The following is a 20415-nucleotide window of genomic DNA, read 5'->3' as shown; positions in this document are numbered from 1 at the left end:
CCCCCCCCCCCCCCCCCCGCCTGTTCCGGATCAACGGATCAGGAAGCCGGCGCCGACCGGATCGTTCTGGTCGATCACCCAACGTGCCGTGCCCAGGATGCTGGCGGTGCCCTTGACCGTGGGACGGACCGCGCGGGTGCCGTTCAGGTCGACCTCGCCCAGCAGGCAGCCTTCGAAGGTGCCGCTGCCCAGCAGGCCCTCGGAGCGGATCGGCTGGTTCAGGCCAAGTTTGCCGCGGGCCTCGAACATGGCCATCATCGCGCTGGTGCCGGTGCCGCCGGGCGAGCGGTCGAGCTGGCCGGCGCTGAACACGTGCACGTTCTTGTAGAAGGCGCCCTCGATGGTGGGCTCGTGCCAGAACGTGATGAAGTTCAGATTGTTGATATGGGCCTCGGTCGGGTGCTGGATGCGCTGGCGGGCGTTGAGCTGGTCGCGCACGATCAGGCCCATGCGCGACAGCTCGGTGCCATTGTCCGGCGAGATGCGCAGGCCGCAGCGCGACAGGTCGACGATGCCGAAGTAGTTACCGCCCCACACGATGTCGGCCGACAGCGCGCCGTAGCCGGGCAGTTCCACCGGGATATCCTGCGCGGCCACATAGGCCGGCACGTTCTCGAAGCGCGTCCACAGCACCTGCTCGCCTTCCGAGGCGACTTCCGACACGACCAGGCCGGCGGTGGTCTCGAAGCGGATGCGGGTGATGCCGTCCGGACCGCGCGGCACCAGGCCGTTGGCCACCATCGCCATGCTGACCGCGATGGTGCCGTGGCCGCACATGTGCGAGTACTCGGTGCCGTCGATATAGATCAGGCCGGCGTCGAACTCGGGGCTGGACGGCGGCGTCAGGAACACGCCGAACATGTCCTTGTGGCCGCGCGGCTCGCGCATCAGCGCCTTGCGCAGCCAGTCATAGCGCTGTTCCAGGAAGGCGCGCTTTTCCAGGATGGTCGAGCCGGCGGGATAGGGGATGCCGCTGTGGACGATGCACAGGGGCTCGCCCTCGGTATGGGTATAGATGACGTCGAACGCGTCTTGCTTGCGCATGGCGTGTGCTCCAGGCTGGGGGGTAGGGTAAGGGTTCATTGGCCGCGTTCGGACAGCATGTCCAGCCCGACGGTCAAATCGAGGATGACGATGGCGATCACCGCTGCCGCGATCGTGGCGCCCGAGACGGCGGCGATGGTCGGATCGATCGTGTACTGCACGTAGTTGAAAAGCTTGACGGGGATGGTGTTCAGGTCCGCCGTGGTGTTGAAGATCGACAGCTCCACGTTGATCCACGACGAGATGAAGGCGAAGATCGATCCGGTCACGATGCCGGGCCGGATCTGCGGCAGCGTCACCAGGAAGAAGGTGGTCCAGGGACTGGCGCCCAGGTCCGCCGAGGCTTCCTCCAGCGCGCGCTGCTCCGGCGTAAGCAGGCCCAGCGTGGCGCGCAGCACGAAAGGGGCGATGATGACGACGTGGCCGATCAGCAGGGACAGGAAGCTGCGCGTCAGGCCGAAATACGCGCCGTACTGCAGCAGCGCCGCGCCCAGCACGATGTGCGGCAGGACCAGCGGTGACATCAGCACCGACGACAGCGCCGCCTTGCCCGGGAATTCGTGGCGCGCCAGCGCCAGGGCGGCGGGCACCGTAAGCAGCACCGCCGCCGCGGTGGCGGCCAGCGCCAGCACGGTGCTGGTGGCGAAAGCCGCCGCGTAGCCGGGCTCGGCCAGCATGGCGCGATACCAGTCCAGCGTCCATCCCTGCGGCGGGAAGGCCAGGTAGGGCGTGGCCGTGAAGGACGCGCCCAGGATCACCAGCAGCGGCAGGGCCAGGTAGGCGAGCACGCCCAGGGCGGACAGGCGGATCAGGCAGCGGGCGATCATCGTGCGCCTCCGGGCGGAACGGCGGCGCGGTTTGCCAGCGCCACCAGGATCAGGGTCAGGACCAGCAGCACCATGCTCAGCGCGCCGCCGTAGTGGAAGTCGAACACCGTGCTGTACTGCTGGAAGATCAGCATGGACAGCACCGTGACGCGCCCGCCGGACAGCAGCGCCGGCGTCACGTAGGCGCTGACCGCCAGCGTGAAGACGATGATGGCGCCGGATATCACGCCCGGCAGCGTCAGCGGCCAGGTGACGTGCACGAAGGTGGCCGCGGGGCTGGCGCCCAGGTCCGCCGAGGCCTGCTCGCAGGCCGGGTCGACGCGCGCCAGCGCATTGCCCACGGCCAGCACCACGAAGGGCAGCAGCACGTAGACCATGCCGATCAGGATGCCCAGCTCCGCGCCGATGAAGCGCACCGGACGGTCGGCGGCGCCGGTCGCCATCAGCGCCTGGTTGATCAGCCCGTTGCGGCCCAGTAGCACCATCCAGCCGAAGGCGCGCACGATGTTGCTGGTGAACAGCGGCACCACCAGCAGGATCACGCAGGCCCGACGCCATGCCCGCCAGCGCACCACCCGCACCAGATACCAGGCCAGCGGATAGCCCAGCGCCACGCAGATCAGGGTGGTGTAGAAGGCCAGCCGGAACGTCACCAGGATCACGTCCCAGTGGTACTGATCCGCCAGCACGCGCAGGTAGTTGGCCGGTGTCAGGGCGGTGCCCGACGGGCCGCCGGTGATGCTGGCCAGCGCCACCACGGCCAGCGGGGCCAGGAAGAAGGCCGCGAAGAACAGCGCGGGCGCGGCCAGCAGCAGGGCGGGCGCGCGCAGGGAGCGGCGCGTCATGATTGTCCGCCGATCAGGTGCAGGTCCGTGGCCGCGAAGGCCAGCGTGGCGGCGTCGCCCGCGCGCAGCCCCGCCGGCGCGGCGCCGCCGTGCCGCGCCACCAGCGTCTGTCCGTCCACGTCCACGTGGATCATGCAGTGGCTGCCAACGTTGATCACGTCGCGCACCGTGCCGCTCAGCGCGCAGTCCGCGCCGGGTCCGTCCTGCACGAGGCGCAGGTCTTCCGGACGCAGCAGCGCCAGGCCGCTGGCCGGCGCGTCGCCGGCCGCGCGCGTCACGCGCAGGCCCTGCGCCTGCAGCCGCAACGCGCCGCCCGCCTCGACGGCGTAGGGGATCAGGTTGGCGTCGCCGATGAACTCGGCCACGAAGCGCGAGGCCGGACGCCGGTAGATGTCGGCGCCCGCGCCGGCCTGTTCGATGGCGCCGGCGCGCATCACGACAATGCGGTCGGCCATGGTCATGGCCTCTTCCTGGTCGTGCGTGACAAAGACGAAGGCGATGCCCAGCCTGGCTTGCAGGTGCTTGAGCTCCAGCTGCATGCGCTTGCGCAGCTTCAGGTCCAGCGCCGACAGCGGCTCGTCCAGCAGCAGCAGCTTGGGCCGGTTGACGATGGCGCGCGCCAGCGCCACGCGCTGCTGCTGTCCTCCGGACATCTCGCGCGGGTAGCGCGGACCGAACTCGGCCAGGCCCACCATGTCCAGCGCAGCCCGCGCGCGCTCTGCGGCTTCGGCCCGCGACGCGCCCTGGCGGCGCGGGCCGTAGGCCACGTTGTCCAGCACGCTCATGTGCGGGAACAGAGCATAGTTCTGGAACACCGTGTTCAGCGGGCGATGATGGGGCGGCAGGCGGCTGACGTCGCGGCCTTCGATCAGGATGCGGCCGGCATCCGGCGTGAGGAAACCGGCGATCGAGCGCAGCAGCGTGGTCTTGCCGCAGCCGCTGGGGCCCAGCAGCGCGACGAACTCGCCCTGGTTGATGGCCAGATCGATGCGGTCCAGCGCCTGGTAGGCGCCGAAGCGCGTCGACACGCCTTCTATGGATAGCAAAGCGGACATGGCGGTTCCTGCATTCAGCGCTTGCGGGCGACCTGGCGGTTCCAGGCCTCGGTGACTTCGGCGCGGCGGCTGTTGATCAGGTTCCAGTCGAACAGGCTCAGGTTCTGCACCGAGCCTTCGGCGCCCCAGGGCAGCTTGCGCGCCACGTCGGGCGGCACCTGGGTGTTCCTGACGGCCGGCCCCAGGTAGAGCCGCTGCGCCAGGCAGGCCGCGGCCTGCGGCGTGAGCGCGGTATCGATGAAGCGCTGCGCGGCGGCCTTGTTCGGCGCGCCCTTGACCAGGTGCAGCCGGGCGTCGGTGGCCCAGGCGCCTTCCTTGGGCACGGCGAAGCCGATCGGCAGGCCCTTGTCGATCAGGTCCCAGGCGCCCACGTTGAAATGCGCGCCGATCACCGCTTCGCCGCTCTGGTAGGCATTGGTGGCCGCACCCGAACTGTCGAAGTACAGCGCCGTGTCCAGCGTGGCGAGCTTGGCGTAGAGCGGGGCCAGGTTGGACGGATCCACCGACCAGACGCGCGCCAGGAAGAACACGAAAGGCACGCCCGAGGAATTGGCGGGCGAGGGCAGGGCCACCGCGCCGGCGTATTCGGACCGCCACAGGTCCTTCCAGCTGGCCGGCGGCTGCTTGACCTCGCGCGTGTTGTAGACGATGCCCAGCGAGTAATAGCCGGAGCTGACCGCATAGGCGGCCCCGTCCTTGCGATACACGCCCTGGTCGATCACGTTTTTCAGGTTCGGGATGGCCGCCGGGTCCAGCGTGTCCAGCACGCCCGCCTGCTCGGCCAGCTCGCTGATGCCGCCGTCCAGCCAGGCCACGTCGATGGTGGGCGCGGCCTTCTGCTGCTGGAGCTTGGCCAGCGTCGTGGTCGAGGTGCCGACCTCGGGCGATACCTGCACGCCGGTCGCCTGGGTGTAGGGCTCGGCGACGCAGGCGCGGAACGCGTCTCCCCAGTTGCCGCCGTACCAGGCGACGGTGATCTTCTGCTGCTGCGCGCCCGCCAGCGGGGCCGTGATCAGCCCCGCGGCGAGCAAGGCGGCGCCAACGGCGCCGCGGACGAATGTTGCCATGTCGGATTCCCCTTGTCGTTTGTCGATCCGTGATCTGGACACTGTCTAGCCACATCCGCATCTTGGTGGATGCCCGGGAAAACCAGCTTGAAGGCGCGGGACATAAATTTGAATAATTGCGTCATGCAGCCGCCGCTTTCCGCCCCAACCGAGCCCGTTCCCTATGAAGACGATGCCGATGTCCCGGCTCGGGGAAAACCCGCGCTCGCGGTTGGCATCGTGTTGCTGGACCAGTTCACGCTGGCCGCCTTCGCGGGTTTTGTCGACGCCTTGCGCCTGGCCGGCGATCACGGCGGACGCAGCCGGCAGATCCACACGTCCTGGCGGGTGATGAGCTGGGACGGCAAGCCGCGCTGCTCCAGCGCGGGCCTGACCATCGACGTGGCGGCGGGCCTGCCGGACGATCCCGAGCAGTTCGACTACGTGGCGGTATGCGGCGGCAATGACTACATCAACGGGCGCATGCCCGAGCCCTTGCGGGACTGGCTCCGGCTGGCCGCCGAGCGGCGCGTGCGGCTGCTGGGCATCTGCACCGGCACTTTCGCGTTGGCGCAGGCCGGCGTGGTCGGGCCGCGCACGGTCTGCGTGCACTGGAACGTGCTGGAAGCTTTTCGCGAGCGCTTTCCGCAGACCCGCGCCGTGGTGGACCGGCTGTTCATCGACGAGGGCGACCTGATTTCCTGCGCGGGGTCGACCGCCGCGATCGACCTGGGCCTGTACCTGGTGGCGCGCCATTGCGGCCGCGACAAGGCGCAACAGGCCATGCGCCACATGATGCTGCAGGGCGTGCGGCCGGCGCGCGTGCCGCAGGCGCATTTCCGCAGCGATCTCTCCGGCATCCAGGATCTGCGCGTCAGGCAGGCCGCGCATTTCATCGAGCAGCGCATCGACAATCCGCCGCCGCTGGACGCCATCGCCCGTTATGTCGGCGTCGGGCGCAGGCAGCTGGAACGGGCGTTCCGCCTGGCCACGGGTTTATCGCCGATGGCTTTCCAGCGCCAGTTACGCCTGGAATATGGCTGCTGGCTGCTGCTGAACAAGCCCAGCAGCATTACCCAGGTTGCGCTGGATTGCGGTTTTGCCGACGGCGCGCATTTCTCGCGCGACTTCCGCGCGCATTTTGGCGTATCCCCGCGTCAATATCTGCAATCCGGGGCGGCCGTCGCGCGCGAACCCGATTCCGTGGGCGGTCTGGCGACAGTCTGAATCAATCGGGTTTTACCTGGGGCGCATGCCGGTTGCTCGCCGGCATATACGGGGCGCATCCGTGATAACCCTGGGAAATTAATGCGCTTTCAGCTTTCCGCAAGACTCGCGCGGCGGGTTTCCCTATTTTTGTAACCCGTTGATATTTTTTTGGAAACCGCGCCCTGGAAAATATTGAGAATGGCGCCTTTTTGAGATTAAATATTTTCGACTGGATACATTCTGCTGTTTTTTGTTTTCAGTAGACCTACCGTCATCGCGGGGATGGCGGAAAACGTAGGCGGCCTGTGGCGCGGCGCGGCGCGCACAGCCGGATCGCGGGCGCGCAGACGGTTTTCCTGATTGTTTTGCGGTTGTTTGTCGGTGTCAGCAGTTTCGTCCATCCCTCGCTGGAGGCGTCATAATGCATTGGCTTACCCTCAACCGCCTGCTCCGCGCCGAACGCGGCATGCAGAAAGCGGATCTATACGGTCAGATCGCGGCAATTCACAAAGCCCAGGCAGTCATCGAGTTCGATCTTCAGGGTCATGTCCTGATGGCGAACCAGAATTTCCTGGACACCATGGGTTATTCCCTGGACGAGGTCCTGGGACAGCATCACCGCATGTTCATACGTCCGGAAGAACGTGATTCCGCGGCCTACGCAGAATTCTGGGACAAACTGGGACAGGGCGCCTACGACTCCGGCCGTTATCGCCGCGTGCGCAAGGACGGCACCGATATCTGGCTGCAAGCCACCTACAGTCCGATCTGTGACAAGCGCGGTCGCCCGTTGAAAGTGATCAAGTACGCGACCGACGTCAGCGAACAGCAGCAGCGGCAGGCCGATTTCGAAGGCCAGCTGGCGGCGATTTCGAAAGTCCAGGCGATCATCGAATTCGAGCTGGACGGCACGATACTGCGCGCCAATGAGCTGTTCCTGGATGCCATGGGCTACCGCGCCGACGAAGTCGTCGGCCGTCATCACAGCATGTTCGTCACGCCGGAGGAGGCGCGCGGCGCCGCCTACCAGGAATTCTGGCGCAAGCTGCGCGAAGGCCGCCATGACGCCGGACAGTATCTGCGCATCGGCAAGGGCGGCCGGCAGGTCTGGATCGAGGCCAGCTACAACCCCATCCTCGATGCCGAGGGTCGGCCTTTCAAGGTGGTCAAGTACGCCACGGACATCACCAAGCGCTTCACCGCCGCGCAGACGCTGCGGGTCACGGTGCAGGGCTTGACCGAGAATGCCGAACGCGCGTCCCAGGCCAACACGCTGGCGCAGGATGCCTGCAAGGTGGCCGAAGAGGGAGGCCGCACGGTGCAGGACGTGGTGCGCACGATGTCCGCCATCACCGACAGCTCGCGCCGCATTTCCGAAATCATCGGCGTGATGGACGGCATCGCCTTCCAGACCAACATCCTGGCGCTCAACGCCGCGGTCGAGGCGGCCCGGGCCGGCCCGCACGGCAAGGGTTTCGCCGTGGTCGCGGCCGAGGTGCGCAGCCTGGCGCAGAACAGCGCCGCGGCGGCCAAGGAGATCAAGGGGCTGATCACCACGTCGGTGGAGCAGATCCAGGCGGGAGCGGTCCAGGTCCAGTCGGCCGGCAGCACCATGGATGACATCGTCACGTCGTCGCACCGGGTCACCGAGATCATGGGCGAGGTGGTCCAGGCATCGCTGGCGCAGTCGTCCAAGCTTGGCGACGTGACCGAAGACATCACTGCGATGACCGCCGACGCCGCCCAGGTGCTCAGGCAATCGACGGCCGAGCGCGAGGTGCGGCCGGTCTCCGTGGTCAAGCCGGTGGCGCAGGGCGTGCGGGCGCGCCCCGCGGCCAATACGCCCATGCCGTCCAAGCCGGTGCTGGAGTACGTCCGCTACTGAGGGGCGCGGCAGGCGGACGGCGGGATGCGCTATAAAGTGCGTCTTGCCTGAACTTCGCGGGCCCGGGCGGCAAGATCGCCGACCGGGCCTGCCGCCATTGCCACGCCCATGACCGAATCCGAAGCCCTGGCCCTTGCCTCGCACCGCCATTACAAGGGCGGTCTGTACCGCTATGTGGGCGAAGCCCGCCATTCCGAAACCCTGGAAACCATGGTGGTGTACGAACACCTGTGGCCGCATGCGCGCGGCCTGTGGGTGCGGCCGGCGGATATGTTCTTCGGCCAGCTGGCCGACGGTTCGCCGCGCTTCGCGCCGCTGGACGCCAAGTGAGCGGCGCGCGGGCCTTGCCGGCGCCCCTGGCCGCCGCGCTGCATGCGCTGCGCGGCCCCTTCGTCGTGGCCGACCTGGAAACCACCGGCCTGTCCACCGCCAGTTGCGAGATTCTTGAAATCGCCGCGGTGCGCGTGCAGGCCGATGGCGTTTGCGAGCGGGAATATGCGCAGGTGGTACGCACAAGGGGCCGAGTGCCGCCGTTCATCAGCCAACTGACCGGCATCACGCAGGCCGAAGTGGACCGGTTTGGCATCCCCGTGAGGCAGGCGTTCTCGTCCTTCCTGGATTTCGTCGAGGACCTGCCGGTGTTCTTTCACAACGCCTCGTTCGACCGACGCTTCCTGGCGGCCGCCTCGGACCAGACCGGGCTGGCCTTCGCCAACCCGGTGCACTGCACGCTGGCGCTGGCGCGACGCGCCTGGCCGGAACTGCCGTCCCATAAACTGGATATCCTGGCCCGTCACGTGGGCGCGTCGGATCCGACGCACCGCGCCCTGGCCGATGTGTGTACGACCGTGGCGGTGGCGCTGGCCGCCGGGGCCAGGCTGGCGCGGGCTTGATGCCCGCCCGATGACTGCGGGAGCGCGACATGAGCGATTTGCGGGAGATCACGGCGGCGGTGCGCCGATTCGCCGAGGAACGGGAATGGCAGCCCTTTCATACGCCCAAGAATCTGGCGATGGCCCTGGCCGGCGAGGCGGGCGAGCTGCTGGCCCTGTTCCAGTGGCTGACCGCCGAAGAGTCTCGCGGCCTGTCGCCGGCGCGCCTGGCCGAGGTCGCCGACGAGATCGCCGACGTGCAGATGTATCTGGCGGCGCTGGCCGATCAGCTGGACATCGACATCGCCGGCGCGGTCTCGGCCAAGATGGCCAAGAACGCGCTGAAGTATCCGGCGGATCGTTTTCGCGGCAGCGCGCGCAAGTATGACGATCCGCCCGAAGCGGACTGAACGCTACAGGACTTTCTGCTCGTGATGCACCTGGGGCGGCTCGACGAAGAAGCCTGCCACGAGCTTGCGCCATTCCTGGAAATCGGTGGATTCGCGGAAGTCCACCATGTGGTTTTCCACGGTTTCCCAGTCGACCACGAGCGTGTAGCGCTGCGGTTGTTCGATGCTGCGATAGAGCTGCATGTCGTGGCAGCCGCGGGCGCGCAGGAACAAGGGCCTGGCTTGGGCCACGCCGGCCTCGAACAGCGCCTCCTGGCCTTCACGGACGTGAATGCTGGCGATCTCCTGGATCATTCTGGGTCTCCGTAGGAATGGTGCCGGGCGCAATCCCGCCGGCCGGAGTAGTATGGCTGAAAAACTCCGCACGCGTCGCCCGATGGCAGGCGCGCCAACCCCGTTCCGGCCCCACCGATGACCCGAGTCGCCACCTTGCCGCGCCTCATCGCTGTCCGACTGCTGTGGTATGCGGCTGTCGGTGCGGTTGCGCTGCTTGCCTTCAAGTTGCACACGCAGTTCGGGGCAGATGTGCTGCTGACGGCGATCGCCGCCTACGTGCCCTTGTCCCTGTCGTTCCTGCCCGTCCTGGCCTGGCTGTGCGGTCGCCGCCGCGAATCCGGACGAGCGGACGCGCAAGCCGCGCCGGGTTGGCCGGGATACCTGGCCGCCGCGACCGGCATTGTCATGCTGGCCGGCTATCATGTGGCGGCCGCGCCGTACCTGGCCGAATGCGGCATCCTGCTGCTGCTGGCGGCAGCCGATCTGTGGCTGGTTCGCAAGGAGTCGGCGTACTTCCTGGCCCTCGCCGGCTGACATTCCCTTTCCCGGCCAGATTCTCTCCCGACGCTTCCGACGCCGTGCCCGCCGCCCTCGCTTCGCGACGCCATGACCTGGACTGGATACGCGCCGGCGCTTTCGCGCTGCTGATCTTCTATCACCTGGGCATGCTGTACGTGCAGGGATGGGGATGGCATGTCAAGAGCCGCTGGACCACGCCAGCCCTGCAGGCGCCGATGCTGCTGCTCAATCCGTGGCGGCTCACGCTGCTGTTCTTCGTATCCGGCGCGGTTTCCGCCCACGCCTTGCGCAAATTCGGCGCGGCCGGCTTCGCGCGCGAGCGCAGCTACAGGCTGGCGCTGCCCTTGCTGTTCGCGATCTTCGTGGTCGTGCCTTTGCAATCGTATGCGGAGTTGTGGCACAAGGTCGACTACCGCGGCGATTTCCTGACGTTCTATGTCGAGCGCTACCTGACCTTCGGCAACCTGGCGCCGATCTACGGGCCCGAGGCCGCGGGTTTCTATCTGCCGACCTACAACCACATGTGGTTCGTGCTGTATGTGCTGGCCTACGCGCTGGTGGCGGCCACCATGCTGGCCGCAGCGCCGCGCCGGCTCACGCAGGCTTGCGCGCGCTGGACGGCGGGCGTTGGCGCCTGGGCCTTCCTGATCATGCCGGTGGCGGCGCTGGGCCTGAGCCGCGCGTGGCTGGGACGCGCCTATCCGGAAACGCATCTGCTGGTCAATGATTGGCATGCCCATTTGCACTATGGCCTGGCTTACGCGCTGGGGCTGGCGACGGCGGGCGCCGGCCGTCTGTGGCCGGAACTGGTCCGGTTGCGGCGGCTGATCCTTGCCCTTGCCCTGGCGTGTTTGGCGCTGCGGCTGATCGTGGTGCTCAAGCTCTGGCCGGCCTTGTCCGCGTCCGTCTGGGGCGAGGCGTTTGCACGTGAAGCCTATGCCTGGACCGTCATCTGCGTCATTCTGGCCTATGCCCACGCTGGCCTGGATCGCGACAGCGCCTGGCGTGCGCCGATCAATCAGGCCATTTTCACGTTCTACCTGTTTCACCAGACCTTCATCATAGGCGCCTGGTGGCTGGTGCAGCGCTGGCAGCCGGGACCGGTGCTGGAACCCGCGCTGGTCATGCTGCTGACGCTGGCGGGATGCTGGGCGGCCTATGCGCTGGCGCTGCGCAGCGGTCCGCTGCGACCGTGGTTGGGGCTGAGGCCCTTGCCTGCTGCGGCGCGGGTCCGAGCCGAGACGGCGTAGTCCGCTGGTTTGCGCGTTGCAGCACCTGCTGCTTTTGTCGGCGCCGGCTGACAAACAGCCTAACGCGCATCTGCCATCCACGGACCCGCATGCGCGCTAGGCAAGGCGGGCGAGTCGCGCGGCTGCTTTGCCCTCCATAGTGCTGAGCCGCTCCGGCGGATCAGGCCAAGCCGCCCTCCATTCATCCTCCATATGCATGGCCCGCGCATCCGCACGCGCAAGATGCCCGCAACTTTGGCGAGATTGTGGCGTGCTTGCGCATGGCGCCAGCCGGACGGTCCGCCGTTTAACCGATATCGACACACTTTGGACGGCGCAATCATTCCGTACCAATACGAAAGTTCCACGCGTCCTGCCGCGGCATGACGGGACTGCTGGAGAAGTAAAGGTCCGCGCCGGTCGGCCACCGGCAGCCTGTACATCCGTATCCACGGATCAGGAGGAGCTCAAATGAAAAAGCTCGCAGCAGTCGCAGTCCTGTCGATGTGCGCCGCTTCCGCGTACGCGGCGGGTCCCGGACCCAGCGTATCCATCTCGGGTTATAGCGGGAACATCCATGGCACCGTGTCGTCCGTGTCGACTGGCAGTTCGGTGGTTTCCACCCAGGTCAACGGCTACGGTTCGTCCAGCCAGACCTCGTTCGGCGAAACGGGCGGCGTGGCGCAAGCCAGCGGGTCGTTCAGCCACAACGGCATCGAAACCGTCACCAGCACGCGGCAATACGCCACCAGCGATACCTACGGCCACGTGAGCGGCAATGCGCCGATCATGGTGGGCGACAGCATCGCCAATGGCGGCGCCACGTTCGAGAAGACCGACACGAACGCTTCCGCCACGGGATCGTTCCATGCGGCGACTTTCGGCGCGACGGCGTCGATCCAAGGGATCGGAGGGATTGGCCACTTCCAAGGGTTCAACCACTGAGCCAGCGTTCCGGACGGCTTCGGCCGTCCGGGCAAGGGGACATCATGAAGACCATTGTTCTTGCCCTATCCCTGTCGCTCGCGGCGTTCTCAGCCACGGCGCAGACCAACAGCGCCTCGTCGTCCACCACGTCCGCGACCTCGGGCGCGACCAACGCCGGCAACACGCAAGGCATCACGTTCAATTCCAAATCCGACGCTTCCGGCACCTTGCGCACGGCGCCCGCCATGGGTGGGCAGAGCTTCTACGGCTCGTTCTCTTCGGACAGCTGCATGGTGTCGGCGGGCGGGGGCGGCTCGGTCGTCGGCTTCGGCATGAACGTCGCGTTCCCGATCGAGGATCAGAAGTGCAGCCTGCGGCGCAACTTCGAACGCACCATGCAGGCGGCGGCGTCCACCAAGGATCCCGACCGCTCGCGCCGGCTGGAAACCGCGGCCATCGACATTCTGTGCCAGACGGACGATCGGACCAAGGCCGCGCTGGTGGCGCAGGGCTTGTGCACCAATCCGGCCTTGACCACGGCAGATCACCGCTTCGACAATTCCGCCGTGGCGCAGACCTCGACGCCGGCCGCCGCACCGCCCGCCTCGCCGGCCGCGCTCGCGCCCACGCCGCAGACGCCTGTCGCCCAGGCTTTCCCGGTGCAATCGGTGCAGAGCGGCGCCATGAATTCGCCGCCCTTGCGTAACCCGCGCCTGGATCGGCAGGGCATGCTGGATATGTACTCGCCGGGCTGACGCGCGTGGGCAGCGGACCCGGCGGCTAGGACGTGGCGGGCGGAGCCGCCAGGCCCGGCGCGTCCACGGTCCGGGCCGGCGGGGTGGGGGCAAGCAGCACGGTGGTCGGCGATGACACCTCCAGTCCCGCCTCGCGCAGGCGACTCAGCACCGTGAACAACAGTGCGCTGCGCACGCCATAGGCCGCGCGCGGCGATGAGACGTAGCCCTTGGCGTTGAAGATCAGGTTGCCGCCATCCAGGCCATCCAGGAAGACATTCGGCGCGGGCGTGGCCAGGATATCGGCGTGGTCGGCGAAGGCTTGCAGGATGGCGTCGCGGGCGCGTTCGGCGTCCGTCGACAGGGGCATGGGCAGCTTGATCTGCACCAGGCCCAACGGGCTGGAGCGCGTCACGTTGCGCACGGTCTTGGTGATGAATTCCGAATTCGGCACGATCACGGTCGAACGGTCGCTCATCTGGATTTCGGTCGCGCGGACGTTGATGCGCAGGATGTCGCCTTCCACGCCGCCCAGCGAGACCCAGTCGCCGACCTGGACAGGACGTTCCGCCAGCAGGATCAGGCCCGACACGAAGTTCTGCACAATGGCTTGCAGGCCGAAACCGATACCCACGGACAAGGCGCTGGCGATCCAGGCCACCCGTTCCAGTCCGATGCCGGCGGCCGACAGAGCCAGCGCCACCGCCACCACGAAGCCGGCATACCCGAACAGCGTGACCGCCGACAGCTGCATGCCCGGATCCAGTTCCGTGGTGGGCAGATAGCGGTTGGACAGCCAGCGCTTGAGCATCTTCACGCCCAGCAGGGCCAGCGCCAGCACGATGAGCGCCTGCAACACGGCGCCCGGATGAATCTGCGCCTCGCCGATGGCCAGTCCCTTGCGCAGCTGGTCGAAGCGCTGCAGCAGGTCGGTGGGGCCTTCGCCGAATGGCGCCAGCAGCAGCGTGATGGTCAGCAGTCCCACTGCCACCCGGCCGACGCCGGACAGCAGCACGGCCGCCTGGTCGCGCAGGGTGGGCCGGGCCTTTTCGCCGGTCTCGGGTCGGGGCGAGCTTAGCAGCGAACTGAAGACGTCTTCGATCAGCGTGGACGCCAGATAGCCCGAGGCCAGCACGATCAGCACCCACAGGACCTGCTTGGCCAGGAAGTTGGCGATTGCGACGTAGCCCGCGAGCAGGCTGCCCAGGCTCACGATCAGCACGGCCCAGGCGATGCCGGTCAGCGCCGGCACCCAGGCCGGAATGGTGGCGTCTTCCTGTTTCCGGGCCTGGCGGCGCAGCTTGCGGCCGATGGCGAGCGCGGTCGCCATGGTGGCCATGATCAGGGTGGACACGATCCCGGTCAGCGTGATGGTGGTGGTCAGGCTGGTGTTCAGCAGCACCGTCAGGCGTTCGGCCAGCCAGATCAGCACGATCAGCGCGCCCATCGTTGCCGGCACCCAGCTCAGCCTCTGCGCCACGGCATCGCTGATGGGCGGCAGGCGCCAGGACGGATGGCGGGCCGACAGCAGGGCGCTGCCCAGCCCCGAGGTGTAGCCGCCGAAAAAGACCGTGATGACCATCGCGGCCAGCAGGTTGGAGGTGCTGTCGGACAGCTGTGAATTCCAGTCCAGGCCGACATGGACCAGCACGGCGATGAGGCCGGGCGTGGCGGTCGACAGCGCCACCTGGGCTGCTGCCAGCGCCGATCGGCGCAGGCGTCCTGGCGGCACGCGGTTCGCGGTCAGTCTGAGCAGCGCGCGGCCGATCCCCATCCGCAGCGCGATCACCAGGGCGGCAATGCCCGCCAGCAGCAGCCAGCCCCAGGCGGGTGTCTGCTGCACGGCTTCATAGAGATCGTCTCGCAGCGTGCTGAGGCGTTCCAGGTCGCGCGGAAGCTCGCCCTTGAATTCGTTCCAGAACTGTCCGGACAGGAAGGCGTCGCGGCGCTCGCCCAGGCGGGCCTTGAACTGCGTGCGCAGCTGCGCCGATACCTGCTCGGCGGTCTGTCCCGCGTCCACGGACAGCAGCTTGGCGAGCTTGATCTGTGCGTCCAGCCCGCGCCGGCTGGTTTCCAGGCTCAGGCGCTGGGCGGCGACGTCGGGCGCTTCCTTGCTGCCTTCCGGGGGCGCGCCCAGCTCGTTCAGTCTGGCCGCCACGCTGGCCAGCTGCGGCGCCAGGGTTTCGGCGGCGGCCTCCGCCTTGGCCTGGATGTCCACCGCCGTGCCATAGAGCTGCTGCAGATTGGCATCGTCGGCTTCGTTCGCGATGCGCTTGCGCATGTCGTCGATCTGCTTGCGGGCGCTGGCCAGGTCAGCCTCGATTTCTGCCGGTGTGCCCGGCGTCGCGGCATGGGCGGCGGCGGACCATGCGCCCGACAGCAGCAGCGCCATGGCCAACGCCAGTGATGCGAGCAGGGCGGACGCGCGCGAGCGGCCGGCGCGCGTCAGGGGCAGGGAGGTGTTCGGAAACATAAAGGGTTTGATGAGCGGCTTGCGCCAGGGGAGGCCAGCATAGCAAGGCCGGGGCCGGCGGCTGCAACAAAATTGCGAGCCTGTTTCTTTTATGTGACAGGGGGGATGGTGGAATCGGCCGGTCCGCTTTGTCGGGGTGAGCATCTTCCGCCTTGGCGTTCGCGTGGGGCGTACGGGACTGGGCCTATCCCGGGAGCGGTTCTCGTTTCGCCGCGGGTGGTTCGCCATGTCGAGGTCGTCCCGATTTTGGCCTCCCTAGCACTTCGTCACACACTTCCAGCCAGGCGCGGGCGGCGTAGGACAGGTAGCCGGACTGCTGCCAGATGTGGCCGACCTCCCATTGCAGGCCCGACTTGGCCAGTTTCGCCGTGCTCAGGCCGCGCGTCTTCATGCGGCCCATCAGCGGTTCGGGCAGCAGCGCGACGCCCAGGCCGACCGAGGCCATCGCCACCAGGAAATCCCAGTGCGCGCTCTGGGCCGCGATGGCGGGCTGCATGCCGGCGTCGGCAAAGGCCTGGCGCAGCCGGCGTGTCATGGCGAAGTCATCCGTAGGAACCAGCAGGCGGGAATCGCGCAGGGCCGTCAGCGGCAGGGATGTCTTGCCCGCCCAGGCGGCGTCCGGCGGGCCGATGACCCAGATCGGATGGCTGCCGAAGGCCCGGGCCGCCAGGCCGTGGTCCGGCGCGACGGGCAGGACGGTGGCGCCCACTTCCAGCTCGCCGTCGGCGACCAGGTTTTCCACCGCCTGGCCCGTGCCTTCGCGCAGCGTCAGATGGATGTCCGGATGGCGCTCGCGAAAGCGCTTGACCACAGGCGTGAACAGTAGATTGATCATGGGCGGAATGCCCACTTCCAGCGCGCCGCGGCGCAGGTCCGCCGTTTCACGGATTTCCTCGGACAGCTGGCGCATGGTCTCCAGCACCTGCAAGCCGCGTTGGTACATCACGCGGCCGGTGTCCGTGGGGCGGGCTGTATGTCCGTCGCGGATCAGCAGCTGCGCGCCAGCTTCCTCTTCCAGTTGCCGGATCATCTTGCTGACGGTGGACTGCGTGACGAACAGGGCGCGTGCCGCCTGCGTGAAGCTGGCGTGCCTGACCGTCTCGACAAAGTAGCGCAGCGCGCGCACATCCATGGAGCCATCCCGTCCGCATCGGCGCGGAATTTCAATTAATGAAAAAAGCGACTTGAATGAATGATTTTAAGTCATTACGAGATTTGAAGCCGCGTTCCTATACTGCCGGAAAATCGTCCGCCTTCCCGTGATCCGGGATTGCGGACATCGGGAAACGCCGCGTCAGACGGCGTCCGGACAGAAGGCTGCCGTGCCCGGTCCGGTCGCCGGCCGTCGGCCCTCAAATCTGGAGACACCATGCATCTCGACCGTATCCGCCATTCCGGCCTGCACGCCAGGATCACTTCCGCCGAAGAGGCGGCCCTGCTGATCGAGGACGGCATGACCGTCGGCATGAGCGGATTCACCCGCGCGGGCGACTGCAAGTCGGTGCCTGCGGCGCTGGCCCGGAGGGCGGAGCGCGAGCCGCTGTCGATCACGCTGATCACCGGCGCCTCGTTGGGCCACGATACCGACAAGATGCTGGCGCAGGCCAATGCGCTGGCGCGTCGCATGCCGTTCCAGGTCGACACCACGCTGCGGCGCAAGATCAACCAGGGCGAGATCGCCTTCATCGACCAGCATCTTTCGGAAACCGCCGAACAGCTGCGCGCCGGCCATATCGGGCCCGTCGACGTGGCCATCATCGAAGCCGCCGCCATTACCGAAAGCGGCGCCATCGTGCCCACCATGTCCGTGGGCAATTCGGCGTCCTTCGCCTTGCAGGCCAAGCGCATCATCATCGAGCTGAACGTCGGCGTGCCGGCCGCCATCGAAGGGCTGCACGACATCTATGTGCCGCAGGATCGTCCCGCGCGCGAACCCATCGGCCTGATGGCGGTGGACCAGCGCATCGGCAAGCCCTACATCGAAGTGGATCCTTCCCGGATCGCGGCCATCGTTGTCACCGAGAAGCCGGACAGCCCGTCCAATGCCTTGCCGCCGGACAATGAGACCAACGCCATCGCCGGCCACATCAATGATTTCCTGCGCGCCGAGGTCAACGCGGGCCGGCTGGGCAATGGCCTGTTGCCGCTGCAGGCCGGCATCGGCACCATTGCCAACGCGGTGCTGCACGGCTTCGAGTCCTCCGAGTTCGAGCAGCTGTCCATGTATTCCGAAGTGCTGCAGGACAGCGCCATCGAGCTGCTGGACCAGGGCAAGCTGCAATTCGCCTCGGCCTCGTCCATCACCGTATCCAAGCCGGTCTACGACAAGATCCTGGCCAACATCGAGCACTATCGCGAACGCATCGTGCTGCGTCCGCAGGAGATCAGCAACGCGCCCGAGATCGTGCGCCGGCTGGGAATCATCGCCATCAACACGGCGCTGGAGTTCGATATCTACGGCAATGTCAACTCCACGCATGTGGGCGGCACGCACATGATGAACGGCATCGGCGGGTCGGGCGATTTCGCCCGCAACGCGCATCTGGCGATCTTCGTGTCCAAGTCCATGGCCAAGAACGGCGACATCTCCAGCGTGGTGCCCATGGTGTCGCACGTGGACCATACCGAGCACGACGTCGACGTGCTGGTCACCGAGTGCGGCCTGGCCGACCTGCGCGGCCTGGCGCCGCGCGAGCGCGCCCGCGCCATCATCCGCCACTGCGTGCATCCGTCGTACCGCGAGGCCTTGCAGGACTACTTCGACCGGGCCTGTGAACGCGGCGGCCAGACGCCGCATCTGCTGGAAGAGGCGTTCTCCTGGCACCAGCGCTTCAGCGAAACCGATTCCATGCGCCTGTCCAAGGCCGAGGTGCGCAAGGTCGCCTGAAGCGCGCCGCGGCCCGGTCCACTATCGCCGCGAGGCGTGGTGCCGGGCCAGTTTCATGTCTTGTCGTCGCCGGGGCGGCGTCCTTCGGGTTTCTCGGGCGCGGGCACATGACCGCGCCTCGCGCCGTACAGGCCGCGCGCGAGGCTGAGCCTGGCCGAGGGCGTTGTCTTGGATTGGGGCGGAGCGGCGCTTGCCGCTCCGCCTATTTTTTTGGGTTCTCGCCTTCGGCGCAATCTTCGGGCTGGTACGTGACCAGCGACTTGCGCGACAGCTCGAGTTCGTCGCGCAGCCATTGCTTGAGCGCGACCAGCGGCGGCCAGTCGCGCAGACTGGGGCGGTAGACCAGATGATAGGTCTGCGCCTGTTCATACTGCACGCGTACCGTCGACAGCTGCACCAGCCTGCCTGCGCACAACGCGTCCGCGGCCAGCAGTTCGCGGCCGAGCGCGATGCCCAATCCTTGTTCCGCCGCCTGCAGCATCATGCCCGCGTCATTGAAGGTCGCGACGGGGTTCACCGGAATGCGCAGCCCGGCCGAGTTGAACCAGTGTTGCCAGACATCGCGCTCGCCCAGCAGGGGCTGTCCTGCGAGCGTCTCGGGCGTGTGGTCCGGCAGGGCGCGCGCCGTTTCGGGGGATGCCAGCGCGATGAGCGGCAGCGGCACATCGAATAGCGGTTCGGATTCGACCCCCGCCCAGGGGCCGCGCCCGAAGCGCAGCGCCGCATGGAATCCATCGCGCAGCAGGTCCACCACCTGCTGCGAGGTTTCCATTTCCAACGTCAGCTCCGGATGACGGGCGCGCCAGCGCGCCATGCGCGGCAGCATCCAGCGCTGCGCGAACGAGGGCAGCACCGAAACCCGCAGTTGCAGGGAACTGCCCGCAGCCGCGGCGGCGGCCGTGCGCATGCCGTCGTCCAGCAGCGCCAGCGCTTCCTGCACGCTGCACAGCAGTGCCGCGCCGGCGGGGTTCAGCACGATCCCCCGGCCGCTGCGCTCGAACAGGTCGAAACCCAGCTGTTCTTCCAGGCCACGGATCTGCTGGCTGACGGCGCTATGGGTCAGGTGCAGGCGTTCGGCCGCGGCGCGCAGGTTCTGCAGTTCGGCCACCGCGCGAAAGGCGGGCAGGGCGTTCAGGGATAGTCGCATGGCTGGAATAAGGGGATATGGATCGCTGGTCAGTTAGTGGTTAGATTAACTGACCAAATCAGGCAAAACAATTTGATTTTTTCTGGGGATTTGGGCGGATACGCTAACCAAAACATTCCAAATCCGGAGCAAATCATGAGTCATCTGCAATCCAGCCCCGCTACTTCCTGCCTTGTCGCCTGCGACGCCGTGCCGCCGGCGCGGGATACCCAGGAACGCTGGGCTCCCTCCAGCCTGCTTGGCCGTCTGCTGCAGGTCTGCCTGCAATGGCGGAACAGGAACCGGCTGCGCAATACGGCGGAAGGCTTGGACGAGCATATCCTGAAGGACATGGGGGCGCCCGATTGGCTGGTCAGCGAGGCCAGTGTCAGCCGGGAGTTCAAGCGTTTGCGCAATATCGACTATTTCCGGTGGTAGTTTCGGCTTGCCGCTCCTAGGGACGCCTGCCAAAGCTCGGCCTGAGCCGGTCGATTCATCATGGCGCCAGGTGCATGCCAGCCGCCCGATGGGGGCGAGGCGGGGGTGAGGTCGACTTCCCTTTAGCAGTCCCTGGAATGTGCTGACGGCCTAAACGCGGTGCTATCTATATATAGAGACGCCATTGTCCATGGATGGCAAGCAGGAAGGGGGGGCTGGCGCGGCTGGAGCAGGGGTAGGTCGCTGGCTTTGCGCGGTCCTGGGCGATCCGGCAGGTGTCGCTACTCAGACTTGAGCTCGCTCTCTATATAGAGAGATCCCTATAGGAACCATCTGCATACTAGAAGAGGGTTCCTATGGAAGAAAAATGGCCTGGCGTGCCTGACGAGCCAGGACTCTCCTGCTCTTGTCAGGCACTTTGCCATGGATGGCGGCGAGCTAAGCGCAGATTTCTTCACTCTTTTTGCGTCGCGCTGATGACAAGCGAAATTTCTGTGCTATAGTCTCGCTCCTTCGCAGTTCAAGCAGTTTTCTGAACCGCGAAGCCAAGCAGGACGCAACGGGTTGTTGGTTTTTCCAGCGATCTGCCGCAGCGGCAAACGAGGTTCTTCGG

Annotated in this window: 21 protein-coding genes; 11 read left to right on the top strand and 10 right to left on the bottom strand. The window is 66.9% G+C overall.

From position 1 onward, the window contains the following. Positions 1-30: 30 nt before the first annotated feature. From ACEU5R_RS29355 to ACEU5R_RS29335, 5 genes are read right to left on the bottom strand one after another with little or no spacing between them, the layout of a single operon-like run. Positions 31-1044, bottom strand: coding sequence for a proline racemase family protein (locus tag ACEU5R_RS29355; protein WP_103275793.1), 1014 nt, complete (start codon positions 1042-1044; stop codon positions 31-33). Positions 1045-1079: 35 nt separating this feature from the next. Continuing rightward, a complete protein-coding gene (locus ACEU5R_RS29350) occupies positions 1080-1871 on the bottom strand; it encodes an ABC transporter permease (RefSeq protein WP_103275792.1) in 792 nt (263 codons plus the stop codon). Further along, a complete protein-coding gene (locus ACEU5R_RS29345) occupies positions 1868-2716 on the bottom strand; it encodes an ABC transporter permease (protein ID WP_392413317.1) in 849 nt (282 codons plus the stop codon). Before ACEU5R_RS29345 ends, ACEU5R_RS29350 begins: the two co-directional genes overlap by 4 nt. Continuing rightward, positions 2713-3771 (bottom strand): ABC transporter ATP-binding protein, encoded by a 1059-nt coding sequence (locus tag ACEU5R_RS29340; RefSeq protein WP_392413315.1) that lies wholly within the window; start codon positions 3769-3771, stop codon positions 2713-2715. The genes ACEU5R_RS29345 and ACEU5R_RS29340 overlap by 4 nt, the downstream gene beginning before the upstream one ends. Before the next feature lie 14 nt (positions 3772-3785). After that, positions 3786-4838, bottom strand: a complete 1053-nt coding sequence (locus ACEU5R_RS29335) for an ABC transporter substrate-binding protein (protein ID WP_392413313.1) — start codon at positions 4836-4838, stop codon at positions 3786-3788. A 123-nt stretch (positions 4839-4961) separates the two neighbouring features. On the opposite strand from ACEU5R_RS29335, the gene ACEU5R_RS29330 reads away from it, so the two are divergent. Further along, positions 4962-6044 (top strand): GlxA family transcriptional regulator, encoded by a 1083-nt coding sequence (locus ACEU5R_RS29330; protein WP_392413312.1) that lies wholly within the window; start codon positions 4962-4964, stop codon positions 6042-6044. 197 nt (positions 6045-6241) lie between these two features. Here ACEU5R_RS29330 and ACEU5R_RS29325 read toward each other — a convergent pair whose 3' ends face one another. Continuing rightward, positions 6242-6427 (bottom strand): hypothetical protein, encoded by a 186-nt coding sequence (locus ACEU5R_RS29325; protein WP_392413310.1) that lies wholly within the window; start codon positions 6425-6427, stop codon positions 6242-6244. 20 nt (positions 6428-6447) lie between these two features. Between ACEU5R_RS29325 and ACEU5R_RS29320 the strand changes: the two genes are divergently transcribed. The 4 genes from ACEU5R_RS29320 to ACEU5R_RS29305 all read left to right on the top strand — a co-directional run bounded on the left by ACEU5R_RS29320 (position 6448) and on the right by ACEU5R_RS29305 (position 9193). Next, complete coding sequence (locus tag ACEU5R_RS29320) at positions 6448-7911, top strand: methyl-accepting chemotaxis protein (protein WP_392413309.1); 1464 nt, start codon at positions 6448-6450, stop codon at positions 7909-7911. A gap of 108 nt (positions 7912-8019) precedes the next feature. Next, entirely contained in the window at positions 8020-8241 is a 222-nt protein-coding gene (locus ACEU5R_RS29315) for a DUF1653 domain-containing protein (RefSeq protein ID WP_103275786.1), read from the top strand. Further along, positions 8163-8804, top strand: coding sequence for a PolC-type DNA polymerase III (locus ACEU5R_RS29310; RefSeq protein ID WP_392413307.1), 642 nt, complete (start codon positions 8163-8165; stop codon positions 8802-8804). The genes ACEU5R_RS29315 and ACEU5R_RS29310 overlap by 79 nt, the downstream gene beginning before the upstream one ends. 29 nt (positions 8805-8833) lie before the next feature. Next, positions 8834-9193: a nucleotide pyrophosphohydrolase gene (locus ACEU5R_RS29305; protein WP_392413305.1), complete on the top strand. Its 360-nt coding sequence runs from the start codon at positions 8834-8836 to the stop codon at positions 9191-9193. 3 nt (positions 9194-9196) lie between these two features. Here the strand turns inward: ACEU5R_RS29305 and ACEU5R_RS29300 are convergent, their stop codons facing one another. Further along, on the bottom strand, positions 9197-9487 hold the full coding sequence (locus ACEU5R_RS29300) for an antibiotic biosynthesis monooxygenase (RefSeq protein WP_103275783.1): 291 nt from the start codon (positions 9485-9487) through the stop codon (positions 9197-9199). 117 nt (positions 9488-9604) lie between these two features. On the opposite strand from ACEU5R_RS29300, the gene ACEU5R_RS29295 reads away from it, so the two are divergent. The 4 genes from ACEU5R_RS29295 (at position 9605) to ACEU5R_RS29280 (ending at position 12899) form a co-directional block, all read left to right on the top strand. Next, positions 9605-10003 (top strand): hypothetical protein, encoded by a 399-nt coding sequence (locus ACEU5R_RS29295; protein ID WP_392413303.1) that lies wholly within the window; start codon positions 9605-9607, stop codon positions 10001-10003. A 44-nt stretch (positions 10004-10047) separates the two neighbouring features. Beyond that, a complete protein-coding gene (locus tag ACEU5R_RS29290) occupies positions 10048-11238 on the top strand; it encodes an acyltransferase family protein (RefSeq protein WP_392413301.1) in 1191 nt (396 codons plus the stop codon). Between the two features lie 450 nt (positions 11239-11688). Further along, positions 11689-12162: a hypothetical protein gene (locus tag ACEU5R_RS29285; protein WP_103275781.1), complete on the top strand. Its 474-nt coding sequence runs from the start codon at positions 11689-11691 to the stop codon at positions 12160-12162. A gap of 44 nt (positions 12163-12206) precedes the next feature. Beyond that, positions 12207-12899 (top strand): hypothetical protein, encoded by a 693-nt coding sequence (locus tag ACEU5R_RS29280; protein ID WP_392413299.1) that lies wholly within the window; start codon positions 12207-12209, stop codon positions 12897-12899. Positions 12900-12924: 25 nt separating this feature from the next. On the opposite strand, the gene ACEU5R_RS29275 is transcribed toward ACEU5R_RS29280, so the two are convergent. Further along, complete coding sequence (locus tag ACEU5R_RS29275; RefSeq protein WP_392413298.1) at positions 12925-15351, bottom strand: DUF3772 domain-containing protein; 2427 nt, start codon at positions 15349-15351, stop codon at positions 12925-12927. A 184-nt stretch (positions 15352-15535) separates the two neighbouring features. Then, complete coding sequence (locus tag ACEU5R_RS29270; RefSeq protein WP_103275778.1) at positions 15536-16483, bottom strand: LysR family transcriptional regulator; 948 nt, start codon at positions 16481-16483, stop codon at positions 15536-15538. Between the two features lie 237 nt (positions 16484-16720). Here ACEU5R_RS29270 and ACEU5R_RS29265 point away from each other — a divergent pair, with 237 nt between their 5' ends. Continuing rightward, a complete protein-coding gene (locus ACEU5R_RS29265; RefSeq protein ID WP_392413296.1) occupies positions 16721-18238 on the top strand; it encodes an acetyl-CoA hydrolase/transferase family protein in 1518 nt (505 codons plus the stop codon). 202 nt (positions 18239-18440) lie between these two features. Here ACEU5R_RS29265 and ACEU5R_RS29260 read toward each other — a convergent pair whose 3' ends face one another. Then, positions 18441-19385, bottom strand: a complete 945-nt coding sequence (locus ACEU5R_RS29260; RefSeq protein ID WP_103275776.1) for a LysR substrate-binding domain-containing protein — start codon at positions 19383-19385, stop codon at positions 18441-18443. A gap of 135 nt (positions 19386-19520) precedes the next feature. Between ACEU5R_RS29260 and ACEU5R_RS29255 the strand changes: the two genes are divergently transcribed. Next, a complete protein-coding gene (locus ACEU5R_RS29255) occupies positions 19521-19802 on the top strand; it encodes a hypothetical protein (RefSeq protein ID WP_392413294.1) in 282 nt (93 codons plus the stop codon). Positions 19803-20415 lie beyond the last annotated feature (613 nt).

It is taken from the genome of Achromobacter sp. 413638, from assembly GCF_043119405.1.
In the GTDB taxonomy this organism is placed as follows: Bacteria; Pseudomonadota; Gammaproteobacteria; order Burkholderiales; family Burkholderiaceae_B; genus Achromobacter.
This window is presented reverse-complemented; position numbering and strand designations above follow the sequence as displayed.